The following is a 19,024-nucleotide window of genomic DNA, read 5'->3' on the forward strand; positions in this document are numbered from 1 at the left end:
GAATCAATTTTTTTATTCATCTGATGGATTGTCTGAATATAAAATAAACTAAACGTACAGATGATCGTCAATCCAATTAATGAATCAATGATCGTAAACCCGGGGCGACTAGTCTTTCTCCACACGATACCCACTCCATCCCATTTGAACTTTTTGATAATACTTAACATTGTTGTCTTTACCCAGCCAAACAATCGTCGTCGGCGCAGAAAAGCCATCATCATGAGCGATTAGTATTCTAACCTGGTTGACATGGATGGAATCCGGAACCGGGATTCTTTCTTCATGAACGGTATCAAAATGAGCCCTCTTAAGTTTCATTGGAAAGAAAATCACGACCTGTTTTCGAATCGTTACCCGATATGAAATGTCATCAGCCTTCGCATTCAGTGTCATCCGTGTCCAGGCACTCTGAAAAGAATGCCAGAAGATGGTCTCACTGGAATTTCCTGCCTGAACAACCTTGATCAACATCAAATTAATCATCAGGATTCCAATGATCACGCCCAAATAAACGATCAATTCAATGACTGTAAAAGCTCGCTTATTTCTGAACTTCATTATGTGATATTTTCAAGCCTTCATCTTTGGCCTGCTTCACTTGTTTCGTGGTCAAATAACCACCCTTCGTCAACTCGGGAAAGTTGACGGTCTTGGAGGTTGGATGTTGACTAAAATAGGCATCAATTTGTGCCTGAACAACCTCACTCATTGCGGAAGAATGGACCGATTGAGCGTGTTTTCGTTGATTGGAAAGGTTCGGAATAATAATCAAAATCAATAATGAAATGATGAATAAAACAATCGTCATTTCAATGAGAATTACTAAATATGTGCAATANTAAGGTAAATCCATCTCTCATTTGTTTTACTTGTTTTTTCATTTCAGTACATTCCCTTCACAGAGTTATAAATCGGTATCAAAAGTTGAAAATACGTTGAAATGATCGTGAGACCAATAACAATAAACATTGCCGGTTGAATAAAACCAATCATTTTGTCGGTGGCGACAATCATTTCGTCAAACATTAAACGTGAATATGCTGTCATTGAATTGGCCATTTCAGGAATTGTGTTTCCTGAACTCATAAATTTCACAATTTCTGTTGGAATAAAGTTATGGCGGTCAACCAATCTTTTGAGCGAGCACCCTTCAAGTAAGGTAGTATGGATTTTTTCGCCCAGCAAATGAATGAGTGAACCGGATTTAAATTCCATCAATGTTGCATGAATTTCTTTGACGCTTAAACCATTTCTCAATAACGTTGCCAAGTTACTGGCCAGATAATAAGCAATATATTTTCGAATCAGCTTGCCAATAAAAGGCAGCTTAACAATTAACTGCGCCTGCCTAATTGCATCTTGACGGCTCCAATACACAACACTGCCAATCAAGCATGCCAGTATTGGGATTGGAATCATCCTAAGCATCTTTGACCATCCTGATACCTGGTGATGTGGATCCACACTTGGCATCAATTCCTGAATTTGTGGAAATACATATAATCTGATCATCAAAATCAACATCCCCAAAATCAAACAGAGGAAAAACGGATAAACCAGCATTGCTTTAATTTTTTTCAACTGTTTCAGCCTTAATCTGTCAAATTTGGCTAATTCACTTAGAATTTCACTTAACTGCCCGTGTTTTTCGGCAATCAAGATCTGATGATATGCCTGAACCTCAATCAATGGCCGAACACTTTCTGAAAATTCGTGACCCGATTTTAGTGATGCAATAATTGTCCCAACTCCTTGTGACACCTGCTGGTCAGTCTCCGACATAAATTTCAGTGCTTCAGTTAATGAAAAGCCAATTGATAACAAGTTTGCCAATGAGTCAAAAAAGACTGCCTGGGTTTGGACTGTCCATTTCCTAACCGAGGTTGAACTTTTCTGCGACTTCGGGCGTAACCAGCTTGTCTTTGACGGCCGTTGAAAGTCCATCCTGCCATTCACTCCAATCATATGATTTTAAATCTGCCAGTTCGAAATACTCGTGAGCTGCCAGCATTGCTCTTTGACCGCCGTCGATAGTTGGCACCAGTCGTTGATAGGCGATCCCTGTCACTGCCTGGGCAATAAAGGTATCGGTAATTCCCAGCTGTTTTAATCTGCTAATCACCCCAACAGGATCCTGAGCATGAATCGTTGTATATACCAAGTGCCCACTTAACGCAGCTTTTATTGCTGCCTCGGCAGTCATTGCATCCCGAATTTCGCCAATAATGAACACATCTGGCCGATGCCGCAATCCCACCTTAATTAAATCCGTATAATCCATCCCAGCGTCGTGATTAACCTGTAACTGCAAAAAGCGCGGCTCTTTTATCTCAATCGGGTCTTCGATTGTCATCACGAATTGATCCTGCACCATTTGTTTTACCAGGTTATAAATCGTGGTTGTCTTACCTGATCCGGTCGGCCCAGAGAAGATAATTAGTCCCCGTTTTCGGCTGATCTCTGAAACAAAACGAACTTGGTTCTCATTAAAAAAGGCGGTTTTTGCATCCCCCAACGAATAAATAATTCGAATGACAAGTGATTCCATCCCGTTAAAGTCACCGACAGACGAGAGCCGTAAAAAATATTGCTTATCCGCTACATTCCAATCCATCGAGCCGATTTGTGGACGTCATTGTTCACTTAATGCCATATCGGCAATATATTTACAGTAGTTCATCATCCGCCTGGCTGGTGGATAGTCCATTTGGTCCCAAATAGTTACAGTATTTTGGTGACGAATTTTTATCATGTACCGATCACCATCCGGCAGAAAATAAATATCACTTGCTTGAACCTGAATTGCATCATCCAAAAGCTGGCTGACGCGCTGACTAATTTCCATTTATTTCACCTCACATCAAATACATACGTAAGGGAGCCTGGATTATATTTTTTTGTATAAAAAAAGATGACTAATCCGAGGACTAGTCATCTGTAATTATCTGATTGTAGAAAAATATAGAAGGCAGCACCGATCAAATCTAATTTTGCTTAAAAATCAGATTCACTTATGCCATTACAACTATCTCTATTCTTCTGGTAATGTAGCTGCTTCATAGACGTCTTGAACATCATCATTTTCTTCAAGTTCGTCAATTAAGCCGGTGTATTGAGAAATTTTATCTTCCGGAACTTCAGTTGTGTTCTCAGGGAACAAACGAACTTCGGCAGTATCAGTATCATAGCCCTTCTTTTGAAGTGCATCACGAACTGTGTCCAATGATTTAGGATCAGTGAAAATTTCGTATGCTTCATCACTGGTCTTCATGTCATCAGCACCTGCATCAAGTGCATCCATCAACATTGTATCTTCGTCAGTATCAAGACCATCACGAAGAATAACAACGTATCCCTTACGATCAAACATATATGAAACTGATCCACTGGTTCCAAGCGTTCCGCCATGATGAGTGAACGCTGAACGAATTGCAGCCGCAGTTCGGTTCTTGTTGTCAGTCAAAGCTGAAACCATGATGGCAGTACCACCGGGACCATAACCCTCATAAGTAATTTCTTCGAACTTGGCTCCACCAATACCTGAAGCCTTATCGATAGCACGTTGAACGTTATCTTTTGGCATATTGGCAGCACGTGCTTTTTCCATCACTAGACGCAATTGAGGATTGTTTTCTGGATCAGGATCACCTTTTTTAGCGGCTTGATACAAGTCACGTGATATTTTTTGGAAGATCTTTCCACGCTTAGCATCCTGAGCGTTTTTACGCCCCTGAATGTTATGCCATTTTGAATGTCCTGACATAATAACTCCTCTTTTCTAAAATTTATTAGCTGGTTATAAACATACGACAATATTTTACCAGATGCGCCCTTCAGTTTCAAGAAAGCGTGGTCAAATAAGCAGTGTATTTCCAGTCAGTTTAACACAACAAAATGAGCAATCCCATTGGAATCACTCATCAAAATTTATAATTCTGTTCATTTGGTCGATTCACGTTTCATCAAACCGTAAGGCAGCAAAACGTTTTTCTCATCAACCGGTTCGTTGTGCATCAATTTAGTCAACAAACGCATAGCCACAGCACCGATATCGTACAGAGGCTGGGTAATCGATGACATCTTTGGACGAACCATTTCAGTCAGCTTGGTATCATTGCTGGTAATAATTTCAAAATCATCAGGCACTTTAACGTCGGCGTCTGACATTCCGTTCATAATTCCGGCTGCCAACTCATCATCGGTAACCATCGCAGCAGTGGCATTGACAGCCATCAACGCAGGCTGCAACAAAGTACCAGTCTTGTATGTATCATCAGTTTCAAAGACCAGCTTATCATCATAAGGAATTCCGGCACTCTTCAATGCCTGCTTGTAGCCCTTCAGCCTGTACTTGCCATTGATTGCCTGTTCCAAAGGTCCACAAACAAAGGCAACCCGCTTATTACCACGATCAATTAAATTCTTAACTTCTTCTTGAACGGCAGCAACATAGTCAATGTTAACTCTTGCATAAATGTTTTCTTCATCAACTGATCCTGCAAAAACAATTGGTGTCTTTGTTCGTTTGAACTCGTCACGCAGCTTATCAGTAATTTCATTACCCATAAAGATGATACCGTCCACCTGTTTGGACAATAACGTATTCAGGACGTTAATTTCTTTTTCACCGTTGGAATCCGAATTGGTCAAAATAATGTTGTACTTGTACATTGTAGCAACATCGTCAATTCCTCGTGCCAAAGATGCAAAATACATGTTGGTCACATCAGGCACAATAACGCCGACGGTCGTCGTTTTCTTGCTTGCTAATCCTCTGGCGACAGCATTTGGTCTGTAATCCAATTTTTCAATTACATCCAAAACTTTCTTCCTCGTTGCTGGCTTTACATTGGCATTTCCATTTACTACTCGAGAAACGGTTGCCATCGACACGCTTGCTTCTCTAGCAACATCATAAATTGTGATTGTTTGTTTATCCATAAAGATAGCCCTTTCTTTCTCGTTAGAATATGTTTTCATCGGTTTTCAAAACATCATCTAATATACCAAATAAAAAGGTTTTCAGCAAATTGAAAACGTTTTCACCTAAATCATAAACTATCATTGATGAAAATTCAAGTGAAAACGGAAGTTTACGGCAATAATCCCAAACATTTTGATATGATATACTGTTTGTAAATAATTAAGGAGTGATTGCATGAATAAAATAGAGAAAATCCAACGCTGGCTGGCTGATAACGGCCAGGACATCGCATTGGTGACAGATCCAAAAACCATTCAATATTTAACAACTTTTTACAGCGACCCTGTTGAGCGGGTATTAATGATGGTCATTTTTAAGGATCATGAGCCATTCATCTTCGGACCGGCATTGGAAACTGAAGCAATCAAGGACACCGGCTGGACTTCTCCAGTATATGGCTACCTGGATCATGAAAATCCATGGGTCATGATTGCCGACCAGGTCCACGACCGAAATACTGCCGACACTCACTTTGCAATTGAAAAGAACCAATTATCAGTAACGCGTCTGGAAGCATTACAGCAGGTATTTCCAAATGCGGATTTCTCTGCGAACCTGACACCATTTGTGGAACAAATGCGCTTGATCAAGTCGGATGATGAAATCGAAAAGCTGAAGATTGCCGGTAAATGGGATGACTTTGCCCTGCAAAAAGGTTTTGAAGCCGTGCAAATCGGTAAGACAGAAGACCAAATTGCCGCGGATTTACAGTATGCTTTAATGCAGAACGGCATTATGGAATTGAGCTTCCCTTCACTGGTCCAAGCAGGTGCCCACGCCGCAGAACCTCATGGTGCCACAAGTGAAAACAAGGTCCAAAATAATCAGCTTGTCCTTTTTGACTTGGGAACGGTTTGGGACGGTTACATTAGTGATGCTTCCAGAACGATTGCAGTTGGTAAGCCGGATGATAAGTCCATGGACATTTATAAAGTCTGTCTTGAGGCCCAACTGACTGCCCAAGAGGCTGCCAAACCCGGTGTAACCGCCGAGGAATTGGATAAAGCCGCCAGAGACGTCATTTCCAAAGCTGGTTATGGCGAATACTTCATTCACCGTCTTGGACACGGGATGGGAATGAGCGAGCACGAATTTCCGTCCATTATGGAAGGCAATCAAATGACCCTCCAACCGGGAATGTGTTTCTCAATCGAACCGGGAATTTATATTCCAAATGTTGCGGGTGTTCGAATTGAAGATTGTGTTCATATTACTGAAGATGGTTGCGAGCCATTCACTCACACCACTAAGGAACTTCGTTATATCGAACAATAATCCCAAACGAAAAAGCAACCTCATCATGAGGTTGCTTTTTATTGATTATCATCACTGTTGTCCGTGATTGGAATTTCATTTTCGGGATTGTCATCTTTTTCCGGCTTAGGATCAAGATCATCCTTTGAACTCGGAATATCAGTGTTTTGGAAAGCATCCTTGGCATCGACAACGATATCATCCTGATCATCTTCAACATCGTCATCAGGTTGACTGCTGTTGAAGCTCTTCGCTTTATCAGCAAACTGGGCTTTGGCATCATTCACAGTTCCTTTAGTGTTTTCCATCTCGTCTCGAATGACATCTTTTAAATCACTTACAGCATCATTGGCATAAAATGCATAATCGACTGCACGATCTCGAAATTCATCGGCCTTTTGACGTGCATCTCTCTTCAGTTGATCTTTCTTGGCCTCATCTAATTTTTGGTATGCAGCATACAAGCCAGCGCCAAGGGCTCCGGCGAATAAACCTAAAGCTAATTTTTTGCCCATTGTGATCATCCCTTCAAATTATGGTTTTGTTGTATTCTTTGCATTATGACGGTTGCGGTACATGTTCCAGGCACCCTTGCCAAATTTCCCTGCAAGCCCGACTGAAGCACCCTTTTTTCCAGAATCTTTAACCCGTTTAGTGAGATTTTGTGTAGCAGTGTTCAAGCTTGAAACACTTTCGCCTAAATCAGCAGCAGCTTGAAAGACTGGTGTCACAATATTCAACTTTTCGTCCACATCTTTAACCAGATCATTGGAAGTCGACATAATTTTGTCAGTTTGTTTGGCAATGACATCCACGTTACTGGTCATTGTTTTAATTGTGTTATTTACTTCAGAAATTGTTCGACTAACCTTCATTAAGAATAATCCAATAAAGATTACCAACAGTAAAAATGCAAGTGCGGCGATTAAACCGGCGATTTGTCCAGCAGTCATTATTTTCCCTCCTTGTGCAACATTTACTTAAGAATAGCATTCCAACAATGGTTTGACAATGAAAATGAACGGGGAATGGTTTCTTTTGCTGGGCCAATTTGCTAAGATGATGTTATACAAAAGTGAGGAATCGCGATGATAAATACCTTGAATATGATAACCCTGGCAATTAATTGGCAAAAATATTTTCGGATGGTCAACTGGGATCAACTTGCCATGACCATTTTAGAGAAGATCTTATTACTGATTCTCTTCAGCATTCTCTTTCTGGTTCTAAGGCGGGTTGGCAAAAGCCTTACCAACCACTTCTTTAAACGGTACCGGAGGAAATATGAAAATACGGTAACCGAGAAACGAATCAAAACCTTCCATACCCTGACCATCAACGTCTTAAATTATTGTTTGTGGTTCTTTTGGATATATTCTGTTCTGTCAACAATTGGCGTCCCAGTTGGAACGCTGGTTGCCTCTGCAGGGATCTTCAGCCTGGCAATTGGGCTTGGCGCTCAAGGATTCGTGACAGACATTGTCAGTGGCTTTTTCATTTTGCTGGAAAAAGAAATTGAAGTTGGCGAATACGTTCAAATCGGCACAATCAGAGGAACAGTAACAGCGGTCGGATTGAGGACAACTCAAGTGGTTGGTGACGACGGAACATTGAATTTCATTCCAAACCGAACAATCACCACAATTGCCAACATGTCCAGAAATAACATGACTGCCATGATTCAAGTTGGCATTTTCCCGCAAACGCCAGTTGAAAAAGTAACGAAAATTATTCGGGAAGTTAACCAAAAGGAAATTCCCAATTATCCAGATATTATTGGAAAACCGAAAATCCTCGGAACCATCAGCCTGCCAAATGGAAAACTTGTCATTCAAGTAAACATCACGACTAAGAATGGCAGCCAATACGAAGTCTCGCATAACTTTTTGGCACTCTACCTGGCAGAAATCAACAAAGCTGGAATTGAATTACCGGCAAGTCCAACAATGATTGCCGGGCAGACTAATTAAATTTCATGAGGTGAAAATACACAGTAAGGGATGTGACAAGCATATTTGTCACATCCCTTACTTTTTTGTGTATTTATCTGTTAATAATCCCTTTAGAACCATGGACTTGAGCTTTCTGTGTCTCCGTCGTTGACTTGTGATTATACACAGGCAACGCAATATAGTGTTTATTAAAGTTATGAGCAAGGAAATTAATTTCCTTAAACAGCTCACGACGCGTAATAATTCCCTTAAAGCGATTCTCGGAGTCGACATAGACCAGAAAGTTTTCATCCACAAGGTAGCGCATAATAGCTTCCAGATTGTCTCGCTCGTAAATCGTTGGAACGTCTTTTTGCATAATCTGCTTAACTTTGATTGCGTCCAACGGTCGGCTTGTAATACCGGTATCTTGAAGCATCAGCTCAGTTATCATTGGCAGAGAAACAAGCCCTTTGAAATGACTATCATTGTCTAAAACTGGAATTTTGGCATACTTTACTTTTGTCAGAACCATAAAAACATGTTGGAGATTATTGTCTTGATTGACAGTCGCAACCAAATCAGCGGGAATCAAAATATCCCGGTTACTTTCTCGCATCACAGTTTCAATCGGTTTATCGATCATGTAAAAATAAACTCCTTTTCTATCAGTGTGTAAAATGAAGCTTCAAATTATTGAGTGGTTGAAAACGGCGATTATAGTATTGAACGGTATATTGCTGATCATCTGAATCGATAAGCGCGTAAGTACCACCAATTTTTGCATATTCACCACGAGGCTGTGAAATGCTTCCTGGATTGACGAACAGGATGTGGTCGTCAAACGTGGCAGTCAACTGATGAGTATGACCAAATAACACAATGTTTGCGGATAAACTCCGGCCATATAACTCAAGATTCAGCAGGCCACTGTTAACATTTTGATGATGACCATGGACTGTTAAAACTGTCTGATCGCCAATGGTTTCAAGATCATGATCCGCAAAAGCAGCCAAATCCATGTTTCCTTGAACAATGTGCAGCTTGTCAATCAAAGGATCATCAATTGACAGCTCAGAATCTCCACAGTGAAAAATTCCGTCTACTTTGTCCACATAGCGATCCACAATCTCCTGAACAATTTGTCGATCTCCATGACTGTCGCTCACAACCACAATTTTCATTAATCCCACAACCCTTGTAATCGACTGAGTAAATTCCGAATGGCGTTGCCGCGATGGCTGATCATATTTTTGTCATGAGTCGTCATCTCGGCAAGTGTTTCTTGCTGTGAAGGCACATAGAATAATGGGTCATAGCCAAAATCGTTATTACCTCGACGGGCAGTCAAAATTTCGCCGTCAATTCGACCAGATGCCACGACCTTGTCGCCCTCTGGGGTTAAATATACCAAAACGGATTCGAAATAGGCAGATCGATCCGACTTATTTTGCATTTCTTTAAGAAGTTTATTATTGTTTGCATCATCGTCATGATCGCCGGCGTAACGGGCTGAATGAACTCCAGGTGCGCCGTTCAAGGCTTTAACAACCAAGCCGGAATCGTCAGCAATGACTGCTTGGTGCGAAAACTTCATGATTCCGGTGGCTTTTAAGGTCGCATTTTCTTCAAAAGTAGATCCGGTTTCATCAATCTCTGGTACGTTATCAAAGTGTTTTAATGATTTGATTGTAACTCCGGTGTTTTTGAATGCATCTTCAAATTCAATAATTTTGTGACTATTTTGTGATGCAATCACAATTATTTCTGGTCTTTTCACGTTATCAAGCTCCTTTAAATATCCAGCTGAACAGCAGAAATTGGCGTGCCAAGTAATTTGTCGGCGATCTTTGCAAAATCAGTTGGGTTACCAGTTGTATAAAACTTCCTCTGGTGAACCTGACCGCCATCAAAAAATGCATCGTGCGTACTCAGATAATCAAATACCTGCTTTGCAGTGGCAACGCCGGGGTCAATCAACTCAACAGAATCTCCCATCACGTTTTGGATTTCTTCTTGAAGTACTGGAAAATGGGTACACCCCATGATCAAGGTATCAATCGGCTTATCCATAAACCACGCAAGGCGATTATTAACGGCAACCTGCGCCTCAACAGTCCCTGCCAAACCTTCTTCCACCATCGTGACAAACTCTGGACAGCCAAGTGAAGAAACATTGGCTAATGGATTTTGGGCCTTGATCAAGCGCTCATAGTCTCCCGATCGAACAGTCCCATTTGTCGCAATAACGCCAATCTGTCCTGATTTAGAGGCTTTAACTGCCATTTTTGCACCAGGTTCAATCACCCCGATCACTGGAATCGGTAAAATCTTTTTTAAATATTCATAAGCGGCAGCAGTCGCTGTATTACAGGCAATCACAAACATCTTCACATCTTGTTCGACCATGTAGTCCGCAATTCGTTTCGTTAACTTTCGAACAGTCTCAGAACTCTTTTGCCCGTATGGTAAATTGGCCTGGTCGCCAATAAAGATGTACGATTCATTTGGGAGGGTTTTGGTCATTTCTTTTAGGACAGTAAGTCCCCCAACCCCCGAGTCCATTACACCAATTGGCCGATTATCCAACAGAATTCCTTCTTCCCTTGTTTCAATAACATTATTATCTTGCAAAAGAAACTTATGTTCAACTTAAAACAAGATTAATAATTATATTGTATAATTAATTTATTACATTTTGCATTGATGGAGATTAAAAAATGGATAACGAAGTATACAAAAGTTTTATTAACGATGATACAATGAAAAGCCTTTTAGGCCAGGAATTGATACGAGATTCACTGATTCCGGAAATACTTGGAAAAGACGCTCATGAAATTTCATACTGGGCCGGTAAGCACCTCGCCAGGAACCATCGTTTGGCAACCTATGAGGACCTTGAAACGTTCTTTAAGCAGTTTAAATTTGGTGATCTCAAACTTCTTAAACGTTCAGGAAACCAAATCAGTTGGCGGTTAAGCGGCGAAATTGTTGCCCAACGCTTAAAATCATTTGAAGATCCCGACTTCTACCTAGAATCAGGTTTCATTGCTCAAAGCTGTCAGTACATTCTTAACCAACAGGCAGAAGCTGAGCTTGAAAAATCAAATGTTAATAAAGGATTTGTCTTGTTGAGTACTTACCTCAGTCCGGATAAACCTGCCGATGGCCAGGAAGCTTCGTCAATCTTTGAAATTGTTGAACCAGATAAAAACGATGATGCCGATCAGAACAAAACAAATTGATTTCTGAAATACCCCACCACAAACGCACTCGTTTGTGAAAGGCTGTTTTGTTGATCTTGATAGAATACGGCTGCAAATTTTTTTGAAGAATCTAATAAGGGACTTTAACGTAACATTAACGTTAAAGTCCCTTATTAATTGGATGCAAAAATCTTAACATCCGCAATCATCTATTCTTATCCAGCGTATTGATCAAGCACTTTTTTGACCTGTGCTTTTGGATGATATCCAACAATCGTATCAACCACTTTGCCATCTTTTTTAACCAATAATGTTGGGATGCTCATAATGCCAAACTTGGATAAAGTTTGGGGATTCTTATCAGCATCCATTTTTGTAAACTTAACGTTGTCCATTTCTTCGGCCAACTCTTCGATGACAGGAGTCTGCATCCGACAAGGACCACACCAGGTTGCCCATACATCAGTTAACGTAACGCCTTCAGCAGTATCTTTTTCAAAAGTTTGATCTGTAGTTTCTTTAAGCATATTAAAAACACTCCAATCCTTTAATAGTTTAATACTAACAATTTTATGACAAAAAGCAACCAAATTGCACACAACTATTTTTACTTTAGTTTAACAACGGTTGATCCATCACCACCGGCATTGGGGGCAGAATACCCAAAACTTTTAACCCGCGGATTACGTTTCAAATATTCGGTGACGCCCTTTCTAAGGGCACCGGTTCCCTTACCATGAATAATTGTTACAGATGGGTAACCTGCAAGAAGAGCCGAGTCAATGTATCGATCAACTTCGGTCATGGCTTCTTCATAACGATGGCCACGAAGATCAAGGGTTGGTGACATCCCTGCTGAACGAGTTCTTGAAACATGAGTCTGGTATTGATTTTTATCCTGTTTAACCGGACCGGATTTTTCCAAATCAGATTCTTCAATCTGCATCTTCAAAATCCCAATTTGAACATCCCAAGTATGATTTTTATCTTGACGAAGCAGTGTTCCCTGCTGACCATATGATTTTACAAGAACATCATCGCCCGGATGAAAGTCATGCTTGGCTTTTTCCTTTTTCAATACTTTGTTTTTAACAAGGTTAGGTGCCGTCTCAAGTTTGTTCAAAGCTCCTTTGGCGTCAATTAGTTCATTTTCCTTGACAGCCACTTTACCAACCTGAGCTTGCTTTTTATGAAGATCATCAATAATCTGGTCAGCCTTTTTCTTGGTTTCTTCAACAACCTGATTAGCCTTTTCCTTGGCTTCTTCAGTCAAACGATCTTTTTGATTTTCATACTTGGTAAATTTATCCTGCAGCTCGTTATGAATTCGGGTTGACTCTTTCAGCTGCTCATCAAGTTCATCAGCTTCGTCGTGAGCACGCTTGGTTTGCGCTGTAAGCTCTTCAATCATGTTATTGATGTCTTGGTTCTCTGAATCGGTAAATGCCCGTGCCTGGTCAATAATTTGCTTTGACATCCCTAATTTGCTGGCAATGTTCAATGCATTACTTTGTCCGGGAATCCCCAATAGAAATCGGTAAGTTGGCCGCAATGTGTCAACATCAAATTCCATCGATGCGTTGATTATTCCAGGACGATTATAGGCAAAAGCTTTCAATTCAGGATAATGAGTTGTCGCAATCAGCTCACAGCCAATTTTATGAAAAGCATCAATAATTGCCATTGCCAAAGCAGCCCCTTCTTTGGGATCTGTTCCGGCACCCAGCTCATCCAATAGCACCAAACTATTTGGGCTGGTTTGCTGCAAAATTGTGATGATATTGTCCATATGGGATGAGAAGGTACTCAAGTTGGCTTCAATCGACTGTTCATCACCAATATCCGCAAAAACATTATCAAAAACGCCAATTTGTGAATCTTCATTGGCAGTGACAAACAAGCCGGATTGCCCCATCAACTGCAATAACCCAACTGTCTTAATGGTAATCGTTTTACCACCGGTGTTCGGTCCAGTTACGATAATGGTGTTGTATTTATAACCAATTTCAATGTCATTGGCAACCACCTTATCCTTGGCAATTAATGGATGACGGGCTTTTCTCAAATTAATCACATTGTCTTTTGAAACCTTTGGCAAAACGCTTCCCGTTGCATGGGCAAATTTGGCCTTTGCATTCACAAAATCCAGTTGACCGACCAGATCCATGTTTGCCAGCAGCTCATTTCGATGTGGCCTGATTAAGTTGGTCAATTCACCTAAAATACGGCGAACCTCCGCACGTTCAGCCAACTGATCCCGTCTTAATTGATTATTCATTTCAACAACATTATTCGGCTCGACATAAAGGGTCTGACCGGATGCACTTTGATCATGAATAATCCCGCCAAAACGTTGTTTATACTCGGACTTAATCGGCAGAACAAAACGGCCGTCACGAACAGTAATGATCGGTTCTGAAAGATACTTGGCATCAGAACCCTTGATGAACTTTCCCATCTTGGATCGGATATTACTCTGAGCTGCCACAATTGTCCGCCGAATTGAACGAAGATCGGAAGAAGCACCGTCTAGAACGCGGCCATCATCATCAATCGATGCGACCATTCGCTTGGTTACATCAGGCATTAAGGTCAATTTGCTGATAATTGACGGCAGGGATTTAAAGGTAACTTCCTCTGCTTCCAAATCTTGGAAGAATTCAACCACAACCTGCACTGCCCGCAACAACTTGGTAATGTGGGAAAGCTCGGTACCGCCCAATGAGGCATTCTCGATTCTCAAACGCTTCATATATGGTGAAATTTCAGTCAGTTTAGGGATTGGAATTTCGCCTTTGAGACGGACAATATCGGCACCGTCAGCAGTTTGTTCAAGCCGTTGGTTTACGGCTTCAAATGATGAGCTGGGAGTCAATAATTGAACGATCTCCCGGCCACGATCAGTGGTCAAGTACTTTGACAGCTGGTCCTTAATTTTTCCATATTCCAATGTTTCCAATACTTTTTCGTTCATACATTAACCTCACTAGAATGTTGATTCCAAATTTGAATCATTTTATCTGAGAGAATCGGAGTTTTCTTAACAATCCATTGGGAAACCTCAGATTGCTGATACTGTTCCTGAATGGTTTCACTGGGAAAAATCAACAAAAAATTCAATAAAATAAAGATGATTAGATATTTTATGATGATATCAGCAAATCCACCCAATAGTGAATTTAATTGATGCACAATTGGTAGTTTCGTTAAAGGAGTCAAAAGATTACGCATTACGCGAATGAGACGCCACACCAAACCAAAAAGAAGGGCAAAGATCACCCATTTGACCACAAGCTGAGCAGTTTGGTTGTCCCCACTCTTAAAAACAGCATCATTAATAAATGCCGCAATTGGTGATGTGGCAACAAGACTCACAAAAGTAGCCAGGACAAACCCAATTAAGCTCAATATTTCTGCGACAAAACCACGGTGGAGTCCTCGTAAAAATCCAAATATCAAAATCAAAATGATCCCAATACTAAAAATCATCTAATGAACCTCTTTATTATGTGCTTTTTCCTCAACTTCAAATTGTTTCGAAATGGCATTAAAAGCAATCAAAATTGCCCGTTGTTCCTCTGTTGAACTCGGCATTGCTTCGTGAAGCTGCTTCAACTGTTCATTAAGCAAGTCAGTAACAGCCTGCATATGGTCAACCGACCCTTTACCAATCAAAACATAGTCTTTGCCATCAATATGTGCTTTGAAGCGTCGTTTCTCGCTATCTGACATTACATCACATCCTAATTCATTTCAATTAAAAAGGATTGAGACTAGATAACTGCTTCGCCTCAATCCTTTCGTCATAATGACAACTTCTAATTATTTGTTATCGTCACTGTCATCATCCTGATCGTCATCATCTTTACCCAGGAATGTGTTCAAAACTGATTCAATCATATCCCATTCCTTGTCAGTCTCAATGGCTTGAAGTTCACCGCCTTGAGGGTCACTTGGATCATCACCCTTAGGCAAGGCATAAGCTTGGATTTCAACTTCTTCGTCTTCACCCTTACCATCTGGATAGATTAAAATGTATGAACGGTCAAAGTCTTCTGACTTAAAAGTAAATAATACGTCATATAATGTTTCATCGCCGTTTTCATCGACTAATGTAATTTGTTGTTGTACTGGTTCTTGATCTGCCATAATTGTTTACCTCGCTATATTTTAGTTAATTTACCACTGCGGTCCAAATAATTCTGAAGTATCAAGCCGGCGGCCAGTTTGTCGATCACTTTTTTCCGCTTTGCTCTGGAGACATCGGCTTCTTCAGTCAGCATTCGCTGTGCTTCAACAGTCGTCAACCGCTCATCTTCAAAATCGACAGGCAAGTGAAACTTATCTTCAAGTCGTTTGCCATACTGTTCAGAAGCCTCAGCACGGGGACCCAACGAATTATTCATGTTCTTCGGAAGCCCGACAACGAAGCCATCAACTTGGTACTTTTCAACCAACTCGGAGACCCGGTCCAAACCAAATTCTTGGTTATCCTCGTCTATCCGAATTATTTCGACGCCTTGTGAGGTCCAGCCTAACTGATCGCTAACAGCAACCCCGACGGTTTTTGAACCAACATCTAAACCCATTAATCTCATTTTTCACCTTTTTTCGTCTCAGTTGGATGATTATCAGTTGGATGGTTATCCAAATAGAAACGAACTAATTCCTCGATTATTTCATCACGTTCATGTCTGCGGATAAGGTTTCGGGCATCAAGGTTACGTGGAATGTACGCTGGATCACCGGAAATTAGATACCCGACAATCTGGTTATAAGGATTGTATCCCTTTTCCTCAAGTGCCGCATAAACAGTCAACAATGTTTCACGAACGTCCTTTGGCTGATCTTCATTAAAATTAAAAAACATGGTTTTATCTAAAGAACTCATACGATTCACCTCTATGACATAAGGTCATTTGTATTAATTTTAACTGATTGTAAGTGAAACTACAATCAAGTATGCCAATGTAACGGACATGTAACCGTGGTGTAATAATTACTTTGTTGCTAACCAATCAACCGCTGCACTCATTGCTTTATCAAGCCCTGCAGGATCTTTACCGCCCGCTTGAGCCATGTTTGGACGGCCACCGCCGCCACCTTTGATGTTACCTGCAATTGACTTAATCAAGTCACCGGCTTTGATACCGGCCTTAATCTTTTCATCAGCCACAGCAACAATTAAGTTGGCTTTGTCACCACTACCGGTTCCAAGTACCAGCACATCAGACAATTCCTTTGAACGCCATGTATCGGCTAATTGACGCAACTGATCCATGCCGGCATCCTTGATAATTCCGGTAATAATTGAGTAATTGCCGGCTGTCTTCTTATCAGCAAAAACATTTTGGGCCTGCTGTCCAGCCAGTTTGGCTTCGAGCGACTGTTGCTTTTGAGTCAGATCCTTGATTTCTGTCTGTAATTGACCAACTCGTTTAGGCGTGTCCTTAATTTGAGTAACTTTCAAGTCACTGGCAATTTGCTTGAGTTCTTTTTCATGATCGTTGAGCATCTTGAATGCATCTTTTGCTGTAACGGCTTCAATCCGACGAACACCAGCGCCAACACCGGATTCAGAAACAATTTTAAACAAACCGATGTCACGCGTGTTGGTTACGTGGGTACCACCACAGAATTCAACTGAAAAATCACCAATGCTGACAACTCGAACTTTGTCCCCATATTTTTCACTGAACAAAGCAATTGCACCCATTTTCTTACCAGTCTTGGGGTCAGTTACGACAGTATCAACGTTGATTTCATTAAAGATTTGTCTGTTAACCATATCTTCAACTTTTTGGAGATCATCATCGGTCACTTGACCAAAGTGATTAAAGTCAAACCGCAAATAGTTGGGTTCAACCAATGAACCCGCTTGTTGAGTATGCCCACCCAATACGTTTCGAAGTGATTGATCAAGCAAATGAGTAGCCGTGTGATTTTTTTCAACTCGACTATGGAATAATTTATCAACAATCAAATGATAGTTTTTGCCTTTTTCAAGTGGCTCTTGAGTCTTTAATGTGTGGAGATTCTGTCCATTTGGTGCGTGTTGAACATCAACGACGTCAGCGACTTTATCGCCTTCCTCGTCGAGGATAACACCACGGTCGGCCACTTGACCACCCATTTCAGCGTAGAACGGTGTCTTATCAAAAATAACTTCAACCGTTCCACCCTTGGAAGTGTCAACCAATTTCTCGTTTTCGACGATGTCAAGCAGTTTGGCGTTGTCGACATCTAATGTATCATAGCCGACATATTCGCTGGCATCTTTAATTTCAATCAAAAGATCGCGTTGGACGCCCATCGACTTGGCACCACTACGGGCTTTACGGGCACGATCCTTCTGCTTTTGCATTTCAGCTTTGAAGCCTTCCTTATCAACTGATAAACCGGCATCGCTGGCTTCTTCTTGAGTTAATTCTACTGGAAAACCATAAGTATCATACAGTTTGAAGGCAGTTGGCCCGTCAATGACCGTCTGATTATTGGCCTTAGCTTCTTTGACCACTTGACCAAACAGCTTCAAGCCGTCAGCCAGGGTTTCGTTAAATCGGTCTTCTTCTGATCGGACCACCTTGGCAATATAATCTTTTTGCTTCAAGACATCAGGGTAATAAGACTTCAAGGTCTCCCCAACCACTGGAACCAGCTTGTACAAGAAAGCTTCGTTGATTCCAAGACGCTGACCATTAACAATTGCCCGACGAATCAATCGACGGATAACATAACCCCGGCCAACGTTTGATGGTAAGGCACCGTCACCAATTGCAACGGTAATTGCCCGTGAATGATCGGCAATGATTCTGAAAGCTTCATTGTCTTTCTTATTTGTATCATATTTCTTGTTATCACTTAATTCCTCTGTCTTACGAATCATTGGTAGGAATAAGTCGGTTTCAAAATTTGTTCGGGCATGTTGAAAAATTGAAACCACTCGTTCGAGTCCCATTCCCGTATCAATGTTTTTACGAGGTAGCGGTTCGTAAGTATCTTGTGGTGTGTGGTTGAATTGTGAAAACACAATGTTCCATACTTCAAGCCAACGATCATTTTCACCACCCGGATAATTTTCAGGATCGTCATCAGCCAAGTTGTCAAAGTCCTTGCCACGATCATAAAAGATTTCTGAGTCTGGCCCGGATGGTCCCTGGCCAATATCCCAAAAGTTGTCTTCAATTTCAATGATGTGATCAGGTGCAACACCGACTTTTTCCCAATACATCTTGGCATCTTTGTCCTTTGGGTAAACTGTCATGAAAAGCTTATCTTTATCCCAGCCAAACCACTTTGGTGAAGTCAATAATTCAAATGCCCAGGCAATGGCTTCTTTTTTAAAGTAATCACCAACCGAGAAGTTCCCCAGCATTTCAAATAAAGTATGATGACGTGGGGTTTTACCGACGTTTTCGATATCATTGGTCCGAATACTCTTCTGTGAGCTGGTCATCCGTGGATTCTTTGGTACAACTGAACCATCGAAATACTTCTTCATGGTTGCAACACCAGAGTTAATCCAGAGTAAAGTCGGGTCATCTACTGGAATAAGTGAAGCACTCGGTTCAATCGTGTGCCCCTTTTCTTGGAAAAAGTCCAAGTACATTTGTCTAATTTGACTGCTGCTTAACTGTTTCATGCTC

At 41.0% G+C, this 19,024-nt stretch carries 24 protein-coding genes; 3 read left to right on the plus strand and 21 right to left on the minus strand.

Annotated elements, in window-relative coordinates; translation table 11 throughout:
• Positions 1-108 precede the first annotated feature (108 nt).
• The 7 genes from FD17_RS03580 to ccpA form a co-directional block, all read right to left on the minus strand.
• Positions 109-561 carry a type II secretion system protein gene (locus FD17_RS03580; protein ID WP_057823713.1) on the minus strand — a complete coding sequence of 151 codons (453 nt, stop codon included), beginning with the start codon at positions 559-561 and terminating at the stop codon, positions 109-111.
• Positions 545-811, minus strand: coding sequence for a competence protein ComGC (locus tag FD17_RS03585; protein WP_235803170.1), 267 nt, complete (start codon positions 809-811; stop codon positions 545-547). The genes FD17_RS03580 and FD17_RS03585 overlap by 17 nt, the downstream gene beginning before the upstream one ends.
• A gap of 74 nt (positions 812-885) precedes the next feature.
• Positions 886-1,947, minus strand: a complete 1,062-nt coding sequence (locus FD17_RS03590) for a type II secretion system F family protein (RefSeq protein ID WP_057823717.1) — start codon at positions 1,945-1,947, stop codon at positions 886-888.
• Positions 1,877-2,626, minus strand: coding sequence for an ATPase, T2SS/T4P/T4SS family (locus tag FD17_RS03595; RefSeq protein ID WP_338092488.1), 750 nt, complete (start codon positions 2,624-2,626; stop codon positions 1,877-1,879). The genes FD17_RS03590 and FD17_RS03595 overlap by 71 nt, the downstream gene beginning before the upstream one ends.
• A 9-nt stretch (positions 2,627-2,635) precedes the next feature.
• Positions 2,636-2,848, minus strand: coding sequence for a hypothetical protein (locus FD17_RS13415; RefSeq protein ID WP_235803167.1), 213 nt, complete (start codon positions 2,846-2,848; stop codon positions 2,636-2,638).
• Positions 2,849-3,034: 186 nt separating this feature from the next.
• Complete coding sequence (locus FD17_RS03600; RefSeq protein ID WP_057823719.1) at positions 3,035-3,766, minus strand: YebC/PmpR family DNA-binding transcriptional regulator; 732 nt, start codon at positions 3,764-3,766, stop codon at positions 3,035-3,037.
• Positions 3,767-3,942: 176 nt separating this feature from the next.
• Entirely contained in the window at positions 3,943-4,944 is a 1,002-nt protein-coding gene (gene ccpA, locus FD17_RS03605; protein ID WP_057823721.1) for a catabolite control protein A, read from the minus strand.
• Between the two features lie 217 nt (positions 4,945-5,161).
• Between ccpA and FD17_RS03610 the strand changes: the two genes are divergently transcribed.
• Positions 5,162-6,262: a M24 family metallopeptidase gene (locus FD17_RS03610; protein WP_057823723.1), complete on the plus strand. Its 1,101-nt coding sequence runs from the start codon at positions 5,162-5,164 to the stop codon at positions 6,260-6,262.
• A 38-nt stretch (positions 6,263-6,300) separates the two neighbouring features.
• Here FD17_RS03610 and FD17_RS03615 read toward each other — a convergent pair whose 3' ends face one another.
• Together FD17_RS03615 and FD17_RS03620 are read right to left on the minus strand one after the other, a co-directional pair.
• Complete coding sequence (locus FD17_RS03615) at positions 6,301-6,756, minus strand: YtxH domain-containing protein (RefSeq protein WP_156653605.1); 456 nt, start codon at positions 6,754-6,756, stop codon at positions 6,301-6,303.
• 18 nt (positions 6,757-6,774) lie between these two features.
• A complete protein-coding gene (locus tag FD17_RS03620; protein WP_057823727.1) occupies positions 6,775-7,194 on the minus strand; it encodes a DUF948 domain-containing protein in 420 nt (139 codons plus the stop codon).
• Positions 7,195-7,329: 135 nt separating this feature from the next.
• On the opposite strand from FD17_RS03620, the gene FD17_RS03625 reads away from it, so the two are divergent.
• Positions 7,330-8,211 (plus strand): mechanosensitive ion channel family protein, encoded by an 882-nt coding sequence (locus FD17_RS03625; RefSeq protein WP_057823729.1) that lies wholly within the window; start codon positions 7,330-7,332, stop codon positions 8,209-8,211.
• A gap of 73 nt (positions 8,212-8,284) precedes the next feature.
• Here FD17_RS03625 and cbpB read toward each other — a convergent pair whose 3' ends face one another.
• The 4 genes from cbpB to murI are packed head-to-tail and all read right to left on the minus strand — an operon-like array spanning position 8,285 to position 10,737.
• Positions 8,285-8,818: a cyclic-di-AMP-binding protein CbpB gene (gene cbpB, locus FD17_RS03630; RefSeq protein WP_057823731.1), complete on the minus strand. Its 534-nt coding sequence runs from the start codon at positions 8,816-8,818 to the stop codon at positions 8,285-8,287.
• Positions 8,819-8,840: 22 nt separating this feature from the next.
• Positions 8,841-9,356 (minus strand): metallophosphoesterase, encoded by a 516-nt coding sequence (locus FD17_RS03635; protein ID WP_057823733.1) that lies wholly within the window; start codon positions 9,354-9,356, stop codon positions 8,841-8,843.
• Positions 9,356-9,952 (minus strand): XTP/dITP diphosphatase, encoded by a 597-nt coding sequence (locus tag FD17_RS03640; RefSeq protein WP_057823735.1) that lies wholly within the window; start codon positions 9,950-9,952, stop codon positions 9,356-9,358. The genes FD17_RS03635 and FD17_RS03640 overlap by 1 nt, the downstream gene beginning before the upstream one ends.
• Before the next feature lie 14 nt (positions 9,953-9,966).
• Positions 9,967-10,737 carry a glutamate racemase gene (murI, locus tag FD17_RS03645; protein ID WP_057823968.1) on the minus strand — a complete coding sequence of 257 codons (771 nt, stop codon included), beginning with the start codon at positions 10,735-10,737 and terminating at the stop codon, positions 9,967-9,969.
• A 155-nt stretch (positions 10,738-10,892) separates the two neighbouring features.
• On the opposite strand from murI, the gene FD17_RS03650 reads away from it, so the two are divergent.
• Entirely contained in the window at positions 10,893-11,417 is a 525-nt protein-coding gene (locus FD17_RS03650) for a DUF2507 domain-containing protein (RefSeq protein ID WP_057823737.1), read from the plus strand.
• A 176-nt stretch (positions 11,418-11,593) separates the two neighbouring features.
• Here the strand turns inward: FD17_RS03650 and trxA are convergent, their stop codons facing one another.
• The 8 genes from trxA to alaS all read right to left on the minus strand — a co-directional run bounded on the left by trxA (position 11,594) and on the right by alaS (position 19,020).
• The gene (trxA, locus tag FD17_RS03655) at positions 11,594-11,905 is read right to left on the minus strand and encodes a thioredoxin (RefSeq protein WP_057823739.1); all 312 of its coding nucleotides are present in this window, start codon (positions 11,903-11,905) and stop codon (positions 11,594-11,596) included.
• Positions 11,906-11,985: 80 nt separating this feature from the next.
• Positions 11,986-14,352: an endonuclease MutS2 gene (locus FD17_RS03660; protein WP_057823741.1), complete on the minus strand. Its 2,367-nt coding sequence runs from the start codon at positions 14,350-14,352 to the stop codon at positions 11,986-11,988.
• Complete coding sequence (locus FD17_RS03665; protein ID WP_057823743.1) at positions 14,349-14,867, minus strand: CvpA family protein; 519 nt, start codon at positions 14,865-14,867, stop codon at positions 14,349-14,351. Before FD17_RS03665 ends, FD17_RS03660 begins: the two co-directional genes overlap by 4 nt.
• Entirely contained in the window at positions 14,868-15,110 is a 243-nt protein-coding gene (locus tag FD17_RS03670; RefSeq protein WP_057823745.1) for a cell division protein ZapA, read from the minus strand.
• Between the two features lie 90 nt (positions 15,111-15,200).
• Entirely contained in the window at positions 15,201-15,527 is a 327-nt protein-coding gene (locus FD17_RS03675) for a DUF1292 domain-containing protein (RefSeq protein ID WP_057823747.1), read from the minus strand.
• 14 nt (positions 15,528-15,541) lie between these two features.
• On the minus strand, positions 15,542-15,976 hold the full coding sequence (gene ruvX / locus FD17_RS03680; protein WP_057823749.1) for a Holliday junction resolvase RuvX: 435 nt from the start codon (positions 15,974-15,976) through the stop codon (positions 15,542-15,544).
• Complete coding sequence (locus tag FD17_RS03685; protein WP_057823751.1) at positions 15,973-16,269, minus strand: IreB family regulatory phosphoprotein; 297 nt, start codon at positions 16,267-16,269, stop codon at positions 15,973-15,975. The genes ruvX and FD17_RS03685 overlap by 4 nt, the downstream gene beginning before the upstream one ends.
• A gap of 108 nt (positions 16,270-16,377) precedes the next feature.
• Complete coding sequence (gene alaS / locus FD17_RS03690; protein WP_057823753.1) at positions 16,378-19,020, minus strand: alanine--tRNA ligase; 2,643 nt, start codon at positions 19,018-19,020, stop codon at positions 16,378-16,380.
• Between the last annotated feature and the right edge of the window lie 4 nt (positions 19,021-19,024).

Source organism: Lentilactobacillus sunkii DSM 19904 (assembly GCF_001435575.1).
Lineage (GTDB): Bacteria > Bacillota > Bacilli > Lactobacillales > Lactobacillaceae > Lentilactobacillus > Lentilactobacillus sunkii.

Coding starts and splice junctions, on each gene's coding strand:
- FD17_RS03675 (WP_057823747.1), bottom strand. CDS start 15,527: ATGGCAGATCAAGAACCAGTACAACAACAAATTACATTAGTCGATGAA.
- FD17_RS03615 (WP_156653605.1), bottom strand. CDS start 6,756: ATGGGCAAAAAATTAGCTTTAGGTTTATTCGCCGGAGCCCTTGGCGCT.
- FD17_RS03580 (WP_057823713.1), bottom strand. CDS start 561: ATGAAGTTCAGAAATAAGCGAGCTTTTACAGTCATTGAATTGATCGTT.
- FD17_RS03585 (WP_235803170.1), bottom strand. CDS start 811: ATGACGATTGTTTTATTCATCATTTCATTATTGATTTTGATTATTATT.
- FD17_RS13415 (WP_235803167.1), bottom strand. CDS start 2,848: ATGGAAATTAGTCAGCGCGTCAGCCAGCTTTTGGATGATGCAATTCAG.
- cbpB (WP_057823731.1), bottom strand. CDS start 8,818: ATGATCGATAAACCGATTGAAACTGTGATGCGAGAAAGTAACCGGGAT.
- ccpA (WP_057823721.1), bottom strand. CDS start 4,944: ATGGATAAACAAACAATCACAATTTATGATGTTGCTAGAGAAGCAAGC.
- FD17_RS03625 (WP_057823729.1), top strand. CDS start 7,330: ATGATAAATACCTTGAATATGATAACCCTGGCAATTAATTGGCAAAAA.
- FD17_RS03620 (WP_057823727.1), bottom strand. CDS start 7,194: ATGACTGCTGGACAAATCGCCGGTTTAATCGCCGCACTTGCATTTTTA.
- FD17_RS03650 (WP_057823737.1), top strand. CDS start 10,893: ATGGATAACGAAGTATACAAAAGTTTTATTAACGATGATACAATGAAA.
- FD17_RS03685 (WP_057823751.1), bottom strand. CDS start 16,269: ATGAGTTCTTTAGATAAAACCATGTTTTTTAATTTTAATGAAGATCAG.
- FD17_RS03610 (WP_057823723.1), top strand. CDS start 5,162: ATGAATAAAATAGAGAAAATCCAACGCTGGCTGGCTGATAACGGCCAG.
- alaS (WP_057823753.1), bottom strand. CDS start 19,020: ATGAAACAGTTAAGCAGCAGTCAAATTAGACAAATGTACTTGGACTTT.
- FD17_RS03590 (WP_057823717.1), bottom strand. CDS start 1,947: ATGGACTTTCAACGGCCGTCAAAGACAAGCTGGTTACGCCCGAAGTCG.
- FD17_RS03665 (WP_057823743.1), bottom strand. CDS start 14,867: ATGATTTTTAGTATTGGGATCATTTTGATTTTGATATTTGGATTTTTA.
- FD17_RS03635 (WP_057823733.1), bottom strand. CDS start 9,356: ATGAAAATTGTGGTTGTGAGCGACAGTCATGGAGATCGACAAATTGTT.
- murI (WP_057823968.1), bottom strand. CDS start 10,737: ATGGACTCGGGGGTTGGGGGACTTACTGTCCTAAAAGAAATGACCAAA.
- ruvX (WP_057823749.1), bottom strand. CDS start 15,976: ATGAGATTAATGGGTTTAGATGTTGGTTCAAAAACCGTCGGGGTTGCT.
- FD17_RS03660 (WP_057823741.1), bottom strand. CDS start 14,352: ATGAACGAAAAAGTATTGGAAACATTGGAATATGGAAAAATTAAGGAC.
- FD17_RS03600 (WP_057823719.1), bottom strand. CDS start 3,766: ATGTCAGGACATTCAAAATGGCATAACATTCAGGGGCGTAAAAACGCT.
- trxA (WP_057823739.1), bottom strand. CDS start 11,905: ATGCTTAAAGAAACTACAGATCAAACTTTTGAAAAAGATACTGCTGAA.
- FD17_RS03670 (WP_057823745.1), bottom strand. CDS start 15,110: ATGTCAGATAGCGAGAAACGACGCTTCAAAGCACATATTGATGGCAAA.